The organism is Blastococcus sp. KM273128 (assembly GCF_021698975.1).
Taxonomy (GTDB): Bacteria; Actinomycetota; Actinomycetes; order Mycobacteriales; family Geodermatophilaceae; genus Blastococcus.
The window spans coordinates 1-16,042 of record NZ_SSXA01000028.1; the positions used below are offsets into that span (position 1 = coordinate 1).

At 76.1% G+C, this 16,042-nt stretch carries 16 protein-coding genes; 8 read left to right on the plus strand and 8 right to left on the minus strand.

The genetic code is table 11. The features are described from left to right. Positions 1-1,417, plus strand: a 1,417-nt coding sequence (locus tag E9529_RS10370; RefSeq protein WP_255708768.1) for an MFS transporter, incomplete at its 5' end; no start/stop codon positions are given. A 99-nt stretch (positions 1,418-1,516) separates the two neighbouring features. Further along, positions 1,517-2,308, plus strand: a complete 792-nt coding sequence (locus E9529_RS10375; RefSeq protein ID WP_236831075.1) for a hypothetical protein — start codon at positions 1,517-1,519, stop codon at positions 2,306-2,308. Positions 2,309-2,513: 205 nt separating this feature from the next. Here E9529_RS10375 and E9529_RS10380 read toward each other — a convergent pair whose 3' ends face one another. Both E9529_RS10380 and E9529_RS10385 read right to left on the minus strand, forming a co-directional pair. Continuing rightward, entirely contained in the window at positions 2,514-3,140 is a 627-nt protein-coding gene (locus E9529_RS10380; protein ID WP_236831076.1) for a bifunctional 2-polyprenyl-6-hydroxyphenol methylase/3-demethylubiquinol 3-O-methyltransferase UbiG, read from the minus strand. Continuing rightward, complete coding sequence (locus E9529_RS10385; protein ID WP_236831077.1) at positions 3,137-4,084, minus strand: NAD(P)/FAD-dependent oxidoreductase; 948 nt, start codon at positions 4,082-4,084, stop codon at positions 3,137-3,139. The genes E9529_RS10380 and E9529_RS10385 overlap by 4 nt, the downstream gene beginning before the upstream one ends. Positions 4,085-4,152: 68 nt before the next feature. Here E9529_RS10385 and E9529_RS10390 point away from each other — a divergent pair, with 68 nt between their 5' ends. After that, complete coding sequence (locus tag E9529_RS10390; protein WP_236831078.1) at positions 4,153-4,728, plus strand: helix-turn-helix domain-containing protein; 576 nt, start codon at positions 4,153-4,155, stop codon at positions 4,726-4,728. A gap of 60 nt (positions 4,729-4,788) precedes the next feature. Here the strand turns inward: E9529_RS10390 and E9529_RS10395 are convergent, their stop codons facing one another. Then, the gene (locus E9529_RS10395; protein WP_236831079.1) at positions 4,789-5,583 is read right to left on the minus strand and encodes an AraC family transcriptional regulator; all 795 of its coding nucleotides are present in this window, start codon (positions 5,581-5,583) and stop codon (positions 4,789-4,791) included. A 50-nt stretch (positions 5,584-5,633) separates the two neighbouring features. Here E9529_RS10395 and E9529_RS10400 point away from each other — a divergent pair, with 50 nt between their 5' ends. Beyond that, a complete protein-coding gene (locus E9529_RS10400) occupies positions 5,634-6,110 on the plus strand; it encodes a DUF2000 domain-containing protein (RefSeq protein WP_236831080.1) in 477 nt (158 codons plus the stop codon). 33 nt (positions 6,111-6,143) lie between these two features. On the opposite strand, the gene E9529_RS10405 is transcribed toward E9529_RS10400, so the two are convergent. From E9529_RS10405 to E9529_RS10420, 4 genes are all read right to left on the minus strand, one after another. Continuing rightward, positions 6,144-6,470: a Rieske (2Fe-2S) protein gene (locus E9529_RS10405; RefSeq protein WP_236831081.1), complete on the minus strand. Its 327-nt coding sequence runs from the start codon at positions 6,468-6,470 to the stop codon at positions 6,144-6,146. Next, positions 6,467-8,983: a nitrite reductase large subunit NirB gene (gene nirB / locus E9529_RS10410; protein WP_236831082.1), complete on the minus strand. Its 2,517-nt coding sequence runs from the start codon at positions 8,981-8,983 to the stop codon at positions 6,467-6,469. The genes E9529_RS10405 and nirB overlap by 4 nt, the downstream gene beginning before the upstream one ends. Position 8,984: 1 nt before the next feature. Next, complete coding sequence (locus E9529_RS10415; RefSeq protein ID WP_236831083.1) at positions 8,985-11,567, minus strand: molybdopterin oxidoreductase family protein; 2,583 nt, start codon at positions 11,565-11,567, stop codon at positions 8,985-8,987. A gap of 108 nt (positions 11,568-11,675) precedes the next feature. Beyond that, entirely contained in the window at positions 11,676-12,137 is a 462-nt protein-coding gene (locus tag E9529_RS10420) for a nuclear transport factor 2 family protein (protein ID WP_236831084.1), read from the minus strand. A 65-nt stretch (positions 12,138-12,202) separates the two neighbouring features. On the opposite strand from E9529_RS10420, the gene E9529_RS10425 reads away from it, so the two are divergent. The 4 genes from E9529_RS10425 (at position 12,203) to E9529_RS10440 (ending at position 15,540) form a co-directional block, all read left to right on the plus strand. Next, entirely contained in the window at positions 12,203-12,865 is a 663-nt protein-coding gene (locus tag E9529_RS10425; RefSeq protein WP_236831085.1) for a GNAT family N-acetyltransferase, read from the plus strand. Positions 12,866-12,898: 33 nt separating this feature from the next. After that, positions 12,899-13,801, plus strand: coding sequence for an alpha/beta hydrolase fold domain-containing protein (locus E9529_RS10430; protein WP_236831086.1), 903 nt, complete (start codon positions 12,899-12,901; stop codon positions 13,799-13,801). Between the two features lie 144 nt (positions 13,802-13,945). Beyond that, positions 13,946-14,296 (plus strand): YciI family protein, encoded by a 351-nt coding sequence (locus tag E9529_RS10435; RefSeq protein ID WP_236831087.1) that lies wholly within the window; start codon positions 13,946-13,948, stop codon positions 14,294-14,296. A 5-nt stretch (positions 14,297-14,301) separates the two neighbouring features. After that, complete coding sequence (locus tag E9529_RS10440) at positions 14,302-15,540, plus strand: RNA polymerase sigma factor (protein WP_236831088.1); 1,239 nt, start codon at positions 14,302-14,304, stop codon at positions 15,538-15,540. Between the two features lie 53 nt (positions 15,541-15,593). On the opposite strand, the gene arfB is transcribed toward E9529_RS10440, so the two are convergent. After that, on the minus strand, positions 15,594-16,034 hold the full coding sequence (gene arfB, locus E9529_RS10445; protein WP_236831089.1) for an alternative ribosome rescue aminoacyl-tRNA hydrolase ArfB: 441 nt from the start codon (positions 16,032-16,034) through the stop codon (positions 15,594-15,596). Positions 16,035-16,042: the final 8 nt, after the last annotated feature.

Here is a 16,042-nt window from a genome sequence, read left to right on the forward strand (position 1 = left end):
GGTCGATCCAGCGGGAGCCGCGCCGGCCCCCGCCACCGCGGCGCCCCCGGCCCGGCGCGGCTCCCGCTGGATCGACCGCTACGACCCCGAGGACCCCCGCTTCTGGGCCTCGCCGCAGGGCCGCCCGGTGGCGCGGCGGAACCTCGCCTGGTCGGTGCTGGCCGAGAACATCGGCTTCAGCGTGTGGCAGATGTTCAGCGTCGCGACCGCGGTGCTCGCCTCGATCGGCTACGGCTTCACCAGCGACCAGCTCTTCTGGCTGGTCGCCACGGCCGGGCTGGTCGGCGCGGTCATGCGGGTGCCCTACACGTTCATGCCCGCGCTCGTGGGCGGCCGCAACTGGACCGTGGTCAGCGCCGCCCTGCTGCTGGTCCCGGTCACCCTGCTCACGGTGGCCGCGACCACCGCGCAGCCCTACTGGTTCTGGGTGCTGACGGCGGTCACCTGCGGCTTCGGCGGTGGCAACTTCGCCTCCTCGATGGCGAACATCTCGTTCTTCTACCCCGACAAGGAGAAGGGCTTCGCGCTCGGGCTGAACGCGGCCGGTGGCAACATCGGTGTCGCGATCATCCAGCTGGTCGGCCCGCTGGCGGTCACCGCCGGCGCGATCGCCGTCGTCGGCGGCACCACGGGGACGACGGCGGACGGCGGCGCCCGCTACGTCCAGAACGTGGCCCTCATCTGGGTGCCGTTCATCGTGCTGGCGGTGGTGGGCGCCTGGTACGGGATGGACAACCTCTCCGGCGCCCGGGCCGACATCGCCGGCCAGGCCGCGATCGCCCGCCGCCGGCAGACGTGGGTGATGGCGTTCCTGTACATCGGCGCGTTCGGCTCCTTCATCGGGTTCTCCGGCGCCTTCCCGCTGGTGCTGGCCAACGAGTTCGCCGCCGACACCTACCGCTACGCCTTCCTCGGCCCGCTGGTCGGCTCGCTGTCCCGGCCGTTCGGCGGCTGGCTGGCCGACCGGGTGGGCGGCGCGAAGGTCACCGTGGTCACCTTCGTCGGCCAGGCGGTGGCGATCGGCACGGCGATCGCGTTCCTGCGGGCCGGCAGCTTCGCCGGGTTCCTGGCCAGCTTCCTGGTGCTGTTCGCGGTCGTGGGCATGACCAACGGCTCCACCTACCGGATGATCCCGATCATCTACCGGGCCGAGGCGGCCGCCGCGCACCCCGGCGACAGCCCCGCGGAGGTGCTCTACCGCGCCCGGCGGGACACCGCGGCGGCGGTCGGCATCATCTCGGCGGTGGGCGCCCTGGGCGCGGTCTTCATCCCCCGGGTGGTGTCGGAGTCCTACGGCGCGACCGGCGGGGTGGAGACGGCGCTGCTGGCCTTCTGCGGCTTCTACGTCCTCTGCGTGGCGGTGACCTGGGCGGTCTACCTGCGCCGCGGCACGCTGATGCAGCGCGCCGGCGTGTGAGCGGCCGGCGGCCCCGGACCGGGCCTGCCGTGGCCCCCGCGGGTGAGGCGGCACCGTCCCGGGGTGCAGCCGGACCCGCTGAACGACGAAGATCGCCGGGTGACCGCAGCCGAGGAGACCACCACCGGGCGCACGCTCGTCGAGGCCGGGGCCCCGGTGGCGGGGTCGATGAGCGCCGCCGCGGCGACCGTGGTCTTCGAGCCCGCCGCCGCGCGGGTGCAGGTGCACGACGGATTCGCCGCGGTGCTCCGCCGGGCCGCCGCCGACGCCGCCGGCCTGCCCACCGGCCGCGAGCGGGTGCGGGCCGGCGCCGCGCTCGCCTTCGCCGTCGAGCACGCGGTGACGCTGCACCGCGCCGGGCGGGCGGTGCGCGGCGACGACTTCCTCGCCGACCGGCCGGGCAACCGGCCGGTCGCCGACGAGCTGACCGAGGCGGTGCTGCTGGCCGCCCGCGCCTCGACCGACGAGCGCCGGGTGCGGCACCTGGGCTACCTGCTCGCCGAGGTCGCCGTCTCCCCCGACCTCGACCCCGGGGTCGTTGGCCGGGCGCTGCGGCTGGCCGGTGCGCTCGGCTGGCGGCAGCTCGCCCTGCTGGCCGCGGTCGGCCGCCGCGACCGGGTGCCGCTGCCGATGACCCCGCTCGACGACGACCCGCGGGGCTGGACGGCGTGGGCCGCACGGGAGGACGTCGCCGAGCTGCAGCGCACCGGGCTGCTCGACCCGCCGCCGGCCCAGCCGCGACCCGGTGGTGCGGCGCTGCCCCGCCTCCGGATGGCCGACCTGCGGCTGACCCGCCGCGGGGTGCTCGTGCACCGGCTGCTCGTGCTGGAGGTGCTCCGCGAGGACGCGGTGACCGCCGCGCTGGCCGACCTGGGCCTCCCGCGCAGCTGACCCGCCGGATCGTTACCGCTTCGTGATCCAGGCGGTGGTGCCGTCCGCCCTCCCCGGCACGTCTTCCCCGGCAGAGGACCCGGAGGGAGCCCGCCATGCCCGTCAGCCGGCACGCACGGCCGGACAGCGCAGCCGTCGTCGCCGCGCGCCAGCTGGCCGAGGAGGCGCACCGCCGCCGGGCCCTCGGCGGGCTCCTCCCCGGCTCCTACCGGGCCCTCGACGCCCGCCGCGCGCGGAGCACGGTGTCGGGCACCGGGTTGCCGGTCCGCTCCGCCGCGCCCGGGTCCCGCTCGCGGACCTCGGTGACGACGTCGGACCACTCGTCCGGGTCGAGCGCCGCCGCGACGTCCTCGGCGGTGTAGAGCACGCCGGGGTCGTGCGCGTGGTGCTGCCCGTGGCCACCGAGCAGGTGCCCGACGACCAGCAGCGACCCGCCCGGCGCCACCGCCGCCGCCAGCCGGCGGAACACCTCGTCGCGGTCCGACCAGCTCGCGTGCAGGTAGTGCGCCGTCACCAGGTCGAAGCTGCCGGCCGGCGGGGCCCACTGCTCCAGGTCGGCGTGCACCCACTCGACCCGATCCGCCAGCCCCCGGGCCCGCGCCGCCGCGGCGGCCCGCTCCAGGGCCACCGGCGAGAAGTCCACCGCGGTGACCCGCCAGCCCCGCTCCGCGAGCCACAGGGCGTCCCCGCCCTCGCCGGCCCCGGCGTCCAGCGCGGTGCCGGCCGGCAGCCCGGCCGCCTCCTCCACCAGCTGCCGGTTGGGCCGGCCGCTCCACACCGCCGGTGCCGACCGGTAGAGCTCGTCGTAGGTCTCGCGGTCGGTGGCGCTCACGCCGCCACCTCGCGCAGCCGGGCGACCGCGTCCCGGGCGTCCTCCTGGACCAGGTCGGCGTTGATCATCGCCCCGGCACGGAGGCCCTGCGCCGCGGCCACGAGCACCTGGGCGCTCACGTCGCCGGTGTTGCCGGCGACCCAGACGCCGGGCACGTCGGTGCGCCCGGTCGGGTCGGCGGGCAGGTGCGTGCCCAGCACCGCGCCCTGCATCTCCACCGGCACCGGCACGGCCCCGAGGTCGGCCAGCAGCTCGGCGTTGGCGACCATCCGGGGGGCGACGACGACGGCGTCCCGCCCGACCAGCTCGCCGGAGGCCATCCGCACCGTGGCGGCGCCCTCGAGCCCGGCGACCTCGCCGTGGACGATGCGCACCCCCCGTGCCTCGAGCTGCTCGCGCTCCTCCTCGGTCGGCTCGGCGCCGGTGTGCACGAAGAGGACGACGTCGTCGGTCCACTGCCGCCAGAGCCCCGCGGCGTGCACCCCCATCGGGCCGGTGCTCACGATGCCGACCGCCCGGTCCCGGACCTCCCAGCCGTGGCAGTAGGGGCAGTGCAGCACCGTGCCGCCCCAGCGCTCGTCCACGCCGGGGATCGCGGGCAGCTCGTCGGTGAGGCCGGTGGCCAGCAGCAGCCGGCGGGCGTGCACCGAGCCGCCACCCTCCAGGGCGACCGCGAACCCGCCGTCCGCACGGCGCACGCCCACGACCCGGCCGGGGACCACGGTGCCGCCGTAGCCCTCCACCTCGCCCCGGCCGATGGCGTACAGCTCGGCGGGGGGCGCGCCCTCCCGGCCGAGGTAGTTGTGCACGTGCCCGGCCGGGGCGTTGCGGGGTTCGCCCGCGTCCACCACCAGCACGCTGCGTCGGGCGCGGGCCAGGGTGAGCGCTCCGCTCAGGCCCGCCGCGCCGCCTCCGATGACCACCACGTCGTACCGCTCGTCCATGGCGACCACTGTCGACCCGGGGAGACCACGCTGGCAACCATGCTTGCCGGAGTGGCAAACTGGTCGGCATGACCGACGACGACGTCCTGGCCACCGTGGGGCCGCGGCTGCGCGCGCTGCGCACCGAGCGCGGCTCGACCCTCTCCGACGTCGCCGGCACGACCGGCATCTCGGTGAGCACGCTGTCCCGGCTGGAATCCGGCGGGCGACGTCCCACCTTGGAACTGCTGCTGCCGCTGGCCCGCGCCTACGGCGTCGCGATCGACGACCTGGTCGACACCCCGGCGCCGGCCGACCCACGGGTGCACGGGCGCCCGATCGAGCGGGGCGACGGCATGACGATGGTGCCGCTGACCCGGCAGACCGGCGGCCTGCAGTCGTTCAAGATGATCCTGCCCGCCCGGTGGCGGGTGACCGAGACCGACCAGAAGACGCACGAGGGCTACGAGTGGCTCTACGTGCTCTCCGGCCGGATCCGGCTGCTGCTCGGCGCGCGCGAGTTCGTGCTCGGGCAGGGCGAGGTGGTCGAGTTCGACACCCGCGTGCCCCACACCTTCTCCAACCCGTTCCCCGAGCCGGCCGAGGCGTTGGTCCTCTTCGGGCCGCAGGGCGAGCGGATGCACGTCCGCGCCCGCCCCGCCTGAGCCCCTGAGCGGCGTTTTGTGCACAAAGCGCCGGCCGCCGCGCTGCGCTCGGGCTCGGGCTCAGGCCGACCGAGCGTAGGCGGCCGGCGTCGTCGCCAGCATCCTGCGGAAGTGCCGGGTCAGGTGCGCCTGGTCGTAGAAGCCGGCCGCCGTCGCCACCTCCGCAGCCGGCACCCCGTCGAGCAGCAGCCGGCGGGCGAGGTCGATCCGCCGCCCGGTCAGGTAGCGGTGCGGCGGCAGGCCGTGCCGCCGGGTGAACGCCCGGACCAGGTGCGTCGCGGTGACCCCGGAGCGGGCGGCGGCCACCCCCAGATCCACGCCCTCGACCAGCCGCGCGTCCAGCAGCTCCCGCAGCGCGTCGGCGACCCTGGAGTCGTGGACGGCGCCGGGCGGCGCGACCGCCCTGTCCAGCTGCTGCCCGAGCCGCTCGAGAACGAACGCCAGCCGGCTCTGCGCCTCGAGGTCCTCGGAGCGCGGGGTGAGCGCCGCGTGCAGCCGCGAGACCCGGTCGCGCAGCACGTCGTCGGCGAACTCCGGCCGGTCCACGGCCCGCCCGACGCGCTGGGCCCCCAGCGCCTCCGGCTCCAGGTAGAGCACCCGCTTGCGGAACCCGGTCGGCAGCTCGGACCGCCCGTCGTGCGGCACGCCCGGCGGCAGGAGCGTCACGACGGCCCGCGAGGCGCCGTGCGCCTGCCGGTCGAGGTCGTAGCGGACCGCGCCGTCGTCGACCAGCAGCAGCGTCCAGGCGTCGTGGGTGTGCGACGGGTAGGCGTGGTCGGTGAACCGGGCGTGCAGCACCTCGGTCAGCCCGGGCACCCGCGGGCGCCAGGCCACCACCTCGGCCGGGCCGGTCACGTCAGGAACGTACAAGACCCCGGGGCGGTGGCGGCGTGACGCTGGACGCCATGACCACAGCGCAGACCGCCCCCGAGAGCACGCCCGGCACCGTCGCCGTCCCCGGCGAGTCGGGCCCGCCGTGGCCGACGAAGATCGTCGTCCTCCTGCGCGAGGGGCTGCTGCCCTGGCAGGAGCTCAACGTCACCGCCTTCCTGGCCGGCGCGGTGGCGGCGGCGATCCCCGAGCTGATCGGCCGCCCGTACGAGGACGCCGACGGCACCCGGTACCTGGCCATGATCCGCCAGCCGGTGCTCGTCATGACCGGCTCGTCCGGTGTGCTGGCCACGGCCCGGGAGCGTGCGGTGCAGCGCGGGCTGCCGACGTCGGTGTTCACCGCGGACCTGTTCGCCACGGGTGGCGACGCCGAGAACCGGGCCGCCGTGCGCGCGGTGGCCGCCGCGGACCACGACCTCGTCGGCATCGCCCTGCACGGCCCGAAGAACGCCGTCGACAAGGTGGTCAAGGGCGCCCGGATGCACCCCTGAGCCCCGTCCGGCGTTTTGTGCACAAAACGCCGCTCAGAGGGTGACGACGAGGGCGCCGTCCTCCTCGCGCACCGGGTAGACGCGGATCGGCGCGGCGCCGCTGGTCGAGGCGCCGTCGCCCCAGCGGTAGGCGTACTGGTGCAGCGGGCAGACCAGCACGTCGACGTCGGTCTGCCCGTCGGCCAGCGGGCCCCCGGCGTGCGGGCAGGCCGCCTGGGTGGCGTGCAGCGAGCCGTCGCGCAGCCGGAACACCGCGATCTGCACCCCGTCCGCGACGAACGCCCGCCCCTCCCCGGGCGGCACGTCCTCCACCCGGCCCACGACCACCCCGGCCGGCGCCGCGACGTCGGTGAGGCTCATCGGACCGGCACCTGCGGCAGCGCGACCAGCGGGAGGGCGGGCCGGAACTGGCCCGCTGTCGCCGGTTCGGGCCCGTCCTGCCCCCACGGGTCGCGGTAGGCGTCGATGGAGCGCTGGATGCCGGCGTCGAGGTGGGCGGCGTCGTCGTCCAGCGCCTGCCGGATCGTGTCCAGCCCGACGCGCGGCACGAAGTCGTAGGTGCGCTCCAGCCAGTTGGCGTTCTCGCGGTAGTGCTGCAGGAACCGGCCGGCCAGGGTGAGCACGGCGTCCCGGCCCTCCACCGTGGCCAGCAGGTCGCCCTTGCGGACGGTGGCCCCCGCGGCGCCGCCGACGTAGACCTCCCACCTCCCGCCGCCGACGGCCACCACGCCGACGTCCTTCACGTAGGCCTCCGCGCAGTTCCGCGGGCAGCCGACGACGGCCATCTTGATCTTGGCCGGGCTCTCGATGCCCTGGAACCGGGTCTCCAGGTCGATGCCGAGCTGGGTGGAGTCGTCCAGGCCGAACCTGCAGAAGTCGGAGCCGACGCAGGTCTTCACCGTGCGCATGCTCTTGCCGTACGCGTAGCCGCTGGGCATGCCGAGGTCGGACCACATCGCCGGCAGGTCCTCCTTGCGGACGCCGAGCAGGTCGATCCGCTGGCCGCCGGTCACCTTGACCATCGGCACCTCGTACTTCTCGGCGACGTCGGCGATCCGCCGCAGCTGCGCCGGCGTCGTCACCCCGCCCTTCATCTGCGGGACGACGGAGAAGGTGCCGTCGCGCTGGATGTTGGCGTGGACGCGGTCGTTGATGAACTCGGCGTCCTTCTCGGGGACGTGGTCGTGGCCCCACATCATCTTGAGCAGCGACGTGAGCCCCATCTTCGACTTCGCGTCGTCCTTCCCGCCCGGGGCGAGGGCGGCGAAGACGGCGGAGACGCTGCGCAGGTCCCGCTCGCGGATGGCGGCCATGAGCTCCGGCTTGGCCATCGGGATGCCGGGGACGTAGTACGAGGCAGCGGGGTCCTCGGCCACCTCGCCGTCGGCGGCCCACTCGACGACCTGCTTCACCAGCGACTTGCACGAGCCGCAGCCCTTGCCCGCGCGGGTGCGGTCCATGACCGCCCCGACGCTGCCGCAGCCGGCGGCGACCGCGCCGCAGATGTCGCCCTTGCTCACCCCGTTGCAGTTGCAGACCTGGCTGTCGGCGGGCATCTCCGCGACGCCCACCTCCGCCACGCCGTCGGAGAGGTCGACCAGCAGCCGGATCCGTTCCTCGGGCAGCGGCGCGCCCCGGTCGAACGCCTGGGTGAGGAAGGCGACCTTGCGGGTGTCGCCGAGCAGGGTGGCCCCGACCAGCTTGTCGTCGCGGATCACCACCGACAGGTGCACGCCGCGCCGGGGCTCGGAGATGACCAGGAACTCGTCGTCGTCCCGCTCGGGGGTGCTCGCCCCCATCACCGCGACGTCGACGCCGGCCACCTTGAGCTTCGTCGCCGTCCGGCTGCCGTGGTACGCGGCGTCCGGGTCGGTGCCGGTCAGCACGTCCGCCAGGACCTTCGCGTGCTCCCAGGCGGGAGCGACCAGGCCGTAGACCTCGCCGCGGTGCTGGGCGCACTCGCCGATGGCGTAGACGTCGGGGTCGTCGGTGCGCAGCTGGTCGTCGACGACGACCGCCCGCTCGACCTCGAGCCCGGAGCGGACGGCGAGGTCGGTGTGCGGGCGCACCCCGGCGGCGACGACGAGCAGGTCGCAGTCCAGCCGCCGGCCGTCCTTGAGCACGACGCCCTCGACGGAATCGGCGCCAAGCACCTCGGTGGCCAGGACGTCGAGGTGCACGGTGATGCCGAGGGACTCGACGCTCCTCTTGAGGATGGCCCCGGCCTCGGCGTCCAGCTGGGCGTTCATCAGCCACGGCATCGCGTGCACCAGCTCGACGTGCAGCCCGTGGCCCTGCAGCGCCCGCGCCGCCTCCAGGCCGAGCAGCCCGCCGCCCATGACCACGGCGCGCCGGCAGCGGCCGGTGGCCGCGAGCATCGCCCGCGTCTCGTCGATGGTGCGGAAGCCGTGCACCCCGGGCAGCAGCGAGCCGTCGTCGCGCCGGACCCCGGCCATGGGCGGGATCCACGAGTAGCTGCCGGTGGCGAGCACCAGGTGGTCGTAGCCGGTGACGCTGCCGTCGGCGGCGTGCACCTGCTTGGCGGCGGTGTCGACGCGCTCCACCCGGACGCCGGCCCGCAGGTCGATCCCGTTGTCGGCGTACCAGTCGTGGGAGTTGAGCACGATGTCGTCCTCGTGCTGCTCCCCGGCCAGCACCGGGCTGAGCATGATCCGGTTGTAGTTGCCGTGCGGCTCGTCGCCGAAGACGGTGATGCGGAACTGGTCGCCGCCCCCGCGCTCGAGCACCTCCTCCACGAAGCGGGCGCCGGCCATGCCGTTGCCCACCACGACCAGCCGCGCGCGGGGGTCGAGGTCGTCGTCCAGGTGCAGGGCGGTGGCGCCGGCGAGGCGGGCCCCGAGGATCGCCGTCATCTCAGACCTCCACCAGACCCAGGTCGACGACGATCTCGCCGGTGACGCCCTCGGGCGCGGCCGCGTGCAGCTCCACCACCGAGCCGCCCACCACGTCCTCGACCACGCGCAGCGGCACGTGGGTGTCGGCCTTGGCCCCGATCGGGAACCAGCGCACCGGCTCGCCGTCGCGGACGAGGAGCACGTAGACCAGCTCGGCGGTCGCGTTGCCGCCGCGGAAGTACAGGGCCTGGGCGCTGCACCCGGCCGGGACGGTGTAGCGCAGCGCAGGGTCGATCGGGCCGGGCTTGGCCAGGCCCTCCCCGGTGATGGGGAAGACGCCTTGCAGGAAGCGCGGGGTGCTCTTCACGGGGGTTCTCCTGGTCAGCGAGCGGGACGGCGGGCGCGGGACGGGTTCGGTGGCGGGCCGGTGCGGAACGGGCTCGGGCTGGGTCGCGGCCGGCGGTGGCGCGACGCGCTCCGCCGGGCCGGTCACGCGGGTGACGGCGACGGCGCAGGCCTTGAACGGCGGCATCCGCGACGTCGGGTCGAGGGCGTCGGCGTCGGTGAGCGCGTTGGCCCCGGCCCAGTGGAAGGGCACGAAGACGACGTCGGGCCGGATGGCGTCGGTGACCTGCGCGTGGAACCGGGCGCGGCCGCGCCGGGTGGCCAGCTCGACGACGTCGTCCTGCGCGACGCCGAGCCGGGCAGCGAGGTCGGGGTGCAGCTCGGCCCGCGGGCCGGGCGCCACCAGGTTGAGGCTGCGGGTGCGGCGGGTCTGGGTGCCCGACTGGTACTGGGCGAGCACCCGGCCGGTGGTGAGCACCAGCGGGTACTCGGCGTCGGGGCGCTCGTGCGGCTCGACGTGCTCGACCCGCACGAACCGGGCCCGGCCGTCGGGCGTGGCAAACCGCTCGGTGAACAGCCGCGGGGTACCGGGGTGCCCGGGCGCGGGGCAGGGCCAGAAGACACCGCGCTCCTCGTCGATGCGCCGGTAGCTGATGCCCGCGTAGTCGGCCTTCCCCCCGGCGCTGGCGCGGCGCAGCTCCTCGAAGACGGTCTCCGGGTCGCCGCTGAAGCCGTGCGCGCCCAGCCGGCCGGCCAGCGTCGCCAGCAGCTGGAGGTCGTCGGGCACGCCGTCGGGCGGGTCGAGGGCCCGCCGCCGGCGGATCACCCGCCCCTCGAGGTTGGTCGTCGTGCCGGCCTCCTCGGCCCACATGGCGCTGGGCAGGACGACGTCGGCGAGCTCGGCGGTCTCGGAGAGGAAGAAGTCGCTGACCGCGAGGAAGTCCAGGTCGCGCAGCCGGCTGACGACCCGCCGGGCGTCGGGCGCGGAGACCGCGACGTTGGAGGCGAGCACCAGCAGCGTGCGCACCCCGCCGTCGGTGCCGAGCGCGTCGAGGAGCTCGTAGGCCGACCGGCCGGGCAGCGGCAGGTCGTCGGGGTCGACGCCCCAGACGGCGGCGACGTGCGCGCGGGCGGCGGGGTCGGCGAGCGACCGGTAGCCGGGCAGCTGGTCGGCCTTCTGCCCGTGCTCGCGACCGCCCTGCCCGTTGCCCTGGCCGGTGATCGTGCCCCAGCCGCTCCCCCGCCGGCCCGGCAGCCCGAGGGCCAGCGCCAGGTTGATCCACGCCTGCGCGGTGTCGGTGCCGCTGCGGTGCTGCTCGGCGCCGCGGGCAGTCAGGATCATCGCGTTCCCCGCCCGGGCGAGGGCGAAGACGGTGCGCCGCTGGTCGGCGACGGGCACGCCGGTGAGCCGCTCGACCCGGTCGGGCCAGTACGCGGCGACGCCGGCCCGCACCTGGTCGAAGCCGGTGGTGCGCTCGGCGACGTACCGCTCGTCGACCAGCCCCTCGGCCACCGCGATGTGCAGCAGCCCGTTGGCCAGCGCCAGGTCGGTGCCGGGCAGCGGCTGCAGGTGCAGGTCGGCGTTGCGGGCTGTGGCGGTGCGGCGCGGGTCGACGACGACGTGCTGCGCGCCGCGCTCGCGGCCGGCGTCGAACCACTGCATCGCCGGGGGCATGGTGTCGGCGGGGTTGCTGCCCACCAGCACGACGACGTCGGCGTCGGCGATGTCGCTCAGCGGGAAGGGCAGCCCCCGGTCCAGGCCGAACGCGCGGGTGGCCGCCCCGGCAGCGGAGGACATGCAGAACCGGCCGTTGTAGTCGATCGCGCTGGTCCGCAGGGCGACCCGGGCGAACTTGCCGAACTGGTAGGCCTGCTCGTTGGTGAGGGAGCCGCCGCCGAAGCAGCCGACGGCGTCCCGGCCGTGGGTCGCCCGGGTGCGCTCGATCGCCGCGACCAGCCGGTCCAGCGCCTCGTCCCAGGTGCTCTCCACCAGCGGGCTGGACCGGTCCCCGGCGACGGCGCGCACCAGCGGCCGGGTGAGCCGCTCGGGGTGGTCGAGCAGTTCGGCCGACGACCAGCCCTTGGAGCACAGCCCGCCGCGGTTGGTCGGGAAGTCCAGCGGCACCAGCGTCGCGGGGCGGTCCCCGGCGGTGACGGCCATCCCGCACTGCAGCGAGCAGTAGGGGCAGTGCGTGCTCGTCGTCCGCGACGCGCGCGCCCCCGGGGCGGCGGCGGGGCGCGAGGCGGGAGCGGGCACGGGTCGAGCCTGGGTCGCCGTCGTTTCCCCGCGTCGACCCCGGCGTCAAGCCTGCGTTCCGTTCCCCTCACCGCGGCCGCCGGGCCGGTGTGCGGTGGAGGACGCCGGTCAGGTGCCGTCGGCCAGACCCGGCAACCGGGCGGGGTCGTCCACGGCGTGCACGCCCACCTGGTCGGCCGGGACGATGAGCGCACCGGCGACCGACAGGCCGGCGTCCTCCACCCGGTAGTGGATCGTCTGGGCGGTGATCCACCCGTCCTCCACCAGGTAGGAGTCGACCCCGCAGCGGATGTCGAACTGCTCGTTGCGACCGCTCCACTCGAGCATCGCCATCCGGTCGTCGGCCAGGACGTAGCCGTAGGAGTAGGTGCCCTCGGCGGCGGCCCGCCACAGCCGGTGCGCCGAGGAGCGCACGCCGTCGTGGCCCCGGAACACCTCGCGGGCGGAGAGGACCACGACCTCGGGGTGGTAGTTCTCGGCGAGGTCGGCCTCGAGGTCGCCGGTGCGGCGGTGGTGCAGGTGGGAGGTCATGACCTCGCGGATGGTGCGGCTGCGCGGGTGCTGGGACATACCGTGATCGTGGCGCTGCCCGCGGCCGCCGTCGATGGCGCGCGCGGCCGTGGTGGGATCTGGGGGTGACTCCTCGACGGCCGGTCGTCCGGCGGATCGACGACCCCGACGAGCCCGGGCCCGACGTCCGCCTCGCCGAGCAGCGGGACGTGCCGGCCATCGCCGCCACGCTCACCGTCGCGCTGGCCGACTCCCGCTGGACCCGGTGGGCGCTGCCGGACGACGGCCGCATGCAGCGGCTCACCCGGCTCCACGAGCTGGACGCGGCGCACCGCGGGGTGGCCACGGGAACCGCGTGGGTGACCGAGGAGCGCGACGCCGTCGCCGTCTGGGAGCCTCCGCCGGGCGCGCCGGGCACCCACCCCCTGCCGGACGACGTGCGGGCGGCCCTGGCCCGCGAGCTCCCCTACCTGTCGGCCGACCGCGCCCGGGTGGTCGCCGAGACCGAGGCGCTGGTCACCGCGGCGCTGCCCGACCGGCCGCACTGGCGGCTGCGGCACCTGGGCGTCCGCCCGTCGTCCCGCCGCCGGGGGCTGGCCGCCGCCGTGCTCGCGCCGGTGCTGGTGCGCTGCGACGCCGAGAAGACGCCCGCCGCCGCAGCGGTGTTCGGCTGGGCCAACGTGCGGTTCTTCCGGGGGTTCGGCTTCCAGGTCACCGAGACCACCCGCACCAGCGACGACGAGCTGCCGCTGTGGGTGCTCGTCCGCGAGCCGCTCTCGCTGAGCTGACCGCGTCACCGCCCGACCCGATCCGGAGGACCCGTGCCGCCCAGCCCCGCTGCCCGCCTGCTGCCCCCGCTGCTCCGCCTGCTTCGCCGCCGGCGGGAGTTCGAGCACCCGGACCGCATGCTGGAGGGCGTGCGGGAGCGGCTGCTGCGCCCGGTGCCGTACGGGCCGCCCGGCCGGCTCGGCCCGGTGGAGGTCGAGGTCGACGACCACCACCCGACCGGCTGGCCGGTGTACCGGGTGCTCCCCCGTGACCGGACGCCGGAGCGCGCCGCCGTCTACGTGCACGGCGGCGCGTGGGTGAACCAGATCCACCCGCTGCACTGGCGGCTGGTGGCCCGGCTCGCCGCCCGCAGCGGCGCCGCGATCACCGTGCCGGTCTACCCGCTGGCACCGCGGGGGACGGCGGCGACGGTGGTGCCGCCGGTGGCCGACCTGCTCACCGCGCTGGCCGACCGGTACGGCGCGGGGCGGGTCACCGCGATGGGCGACTCGGCGGGCGGCCAGATCGCGCTGTCCGCCGCGCTGTTCCTCCGCGACCGCGGCGCGCCCCCGCTGCACCGCACGGTGCTCATCTCGCCCGCGGTGGACCTGACCCTGGCCAACCCGGAGATCGACCTCGTCGAGCCGCGGGACCCCTGGCTGGCCCGGCCTGGCACGCGGGCGGCGATCGAGCTCTGGCGGGGCGAGCTGCCGCTGACCGATCCGCTGGTGAGCCCGCTGTTCGGGGACCTGGCCGGCTCGGGCCCGCTGACCGTGTTCAGCGGCACCCGCGACATCACCAGCCCGGACACCCGGCTGCTGGTCGAACGGGCGCGCGCGGCGGGAGTACCGGTCGACCACCACGAGGAGGAGGGCCTGGTGCACGTGCACGCGCTGCTGCCCGTGCCGGAGGGACGGCGGGCGCAGCGGGTGATGGCCGAGGTGCTGGCCGGCTGACGCGGGCAGTGCGCCGCCGTGAGGTGCTGGCGCCGCCGGCGGCCGCGCTGGGAGAGTTCCGCTCGGGTGTCGATCCGGCGGGACCCCGTTCGTACAGGGGGTGAGCGACCGGCACGGAGCCGGCGCCCGACCCAGGAGGCACCCATGGCCCAGTACCTGCTCAGCATCGTCCAGCCGGTCGGCGAGGTCCCCCCGCCGGAGGACCTCGAGCCGGTGATGGCGCAGCTCGCCGCGCTCAACGAGGAGATGCAGGCCGCCGGGGCGTGGGTCTTCGCCGCCGCGCTGCACCAGCCGGAGGCGTCGACCGTCGTCCGCGCCGACGGGGACGGCGTGCTCGTCACCGACGGCCCCTACGCCGAGGCCAAGGAGTTCGTCGGCGGGTTCGACGTGATCGAGGCCGAGGACCTGGACCAGGCCCTGGTCTGGGCCGGCAAGCTGGCCCGCGTCCTCGGGGGTCTCCCGGTCGAGGTGCGGCCCGTGGCCCAGACCTTCTGACAGTCGTGACCGACGCCGTCGCCGAGGTCGAGCGGGTCTTCCGCGAGCACCACGGCCGGGCGGTCGCCGTCCTGGTCCGCCTGCTCGGGGACGTCGACGCCGCCGAGGAGGCGGTCCAGGACGCCTTCCTCACCGCCCTGGCCCGCTGGCCGGCCGACGGCGTCCCCCCGAGCCCGGCCGGCTGGATCGTCGCCACCGCCCGCAACCGGGCGGTCGACCGCTGGCGGCGCGAGTCCGTGCGCACCGACCGGCACGTGCAGGCCGCGCTGCTCGGCGGCCGCCCGGAACCCGCGGAGGAGGGACCCGTGCACGACGACCGGCTCCGGCTGATCTTCACCTGCTGCCACCCCGCGCTGGCCGCGCCCGCCCGGGTGGCGCTCACCCTGCGGCTGCTCGGCGGCCTCACCACCGCCGAGATCGCGGCGGCGTTCCTCGTGCCCGAGACGACGATGGCCCAGCGGCTCGTGCGGGCGAAGGCCAAGATCCGTGCGGCGCGGATCCCCTACCGGGTGCCGCGCGAGGCGGAGCTGCCCGACCGGCTGCCGGCCGTGCTCGCCGTCGTCCACCTGGTCTTCACCGAGGGGCACACCGCCACCTCCGGGGACCGGCTGGTGCGGGCGGACCTGTGCGCCGAGGCGATCCGGCTCGGCCGCCTCCTCGCCGAGCTCATGCCCGACGAGCCGGAGGTCACCGGCCTGCTGGCGCTGATGCTGCTCACCGAGGCGCGCCGGCCGGCGCGGACCTCCGCCGACGGCGAGTTCGTGCCCCTGGCCGACCAGGACCGGTCGCGGTGGGACCGGGCGCTCATCGCCGAGGGCCAGGAGCTGGTGCGGCGGTGCCTGCGGCGCGGCCGGCCGGGCCCGTACCAGCTGCAGGCCGCGATCGCCGCGGTCCACGGCGACGCGCCGACCGCGGCCGCGACCGACTGGCGGCAGGTCGTCGCGCTCTACGACCACCTGCTGGCGGTCGCGCCGAGCCCCGTCGTCGCGCTCAACCGCGCCGTCGCCGTCGCCGAGGTCGAGGGGCCGGCCGCGGGGCTGGCGCTGGTGGACCGCCTGGAGCTGCCCCACGAGCACCTGCTGCCGGCCGTGCGCGCCGACCTGCTGCGCCGCGCGGGGCGGGACCGGGAGGCGGCCGCGGCGTACGACGCGGCGATCGGGCGCTGCGGGAACGAGCGGGAGCGGGCCTTCCTCCGCCGCCGGCGTGATGAGTTGGCGGGGCGGCGCCGGTCGGAGGAGACGTGAGCACCGGTGACCCGGACCGGCGGGGAGGCGTTCCCGCGGGAACGCCCCGCGGGTCAGTCCCAGTCGCGGCGCTGCTTCTTGAGCTGACCGCGCTGCTTCTTGGCCTGGATGCGGCGCTCCTGGGAGCCGCGCGTCGGCTTGGTACGGCGCCGGGCGGGCGCCGGTGGCGCCAGCGCGGCCCGCAGCACCGCGGCGAGCCGCTCGCGGGCGGCCTGGCGGTTGCGCAGCTGCTGGCGGTGCTCGCTCGCGGCGACGGTGAGGACGCCGTCGACGAGGCGGCCGGCCAGCCGCGCGGCGAGCCGCGCCCGCTGCGGGTCGCTCAGCCCCGGGAGGTCCAGCGGCCGCACCGAGAGCTCGACGCGGGAGTCGGCGGTGTTGACGCCCTGCCCGCCCGGCCCCGAGCTGCGCGAGAACCGCCAGGACTGCGCGGCCGCGGGGACGACGAGGGAACCGGTGACCAGCAGGTCACCGGAGGCGTCGTCGGTCCCGGGCACCCGGACAG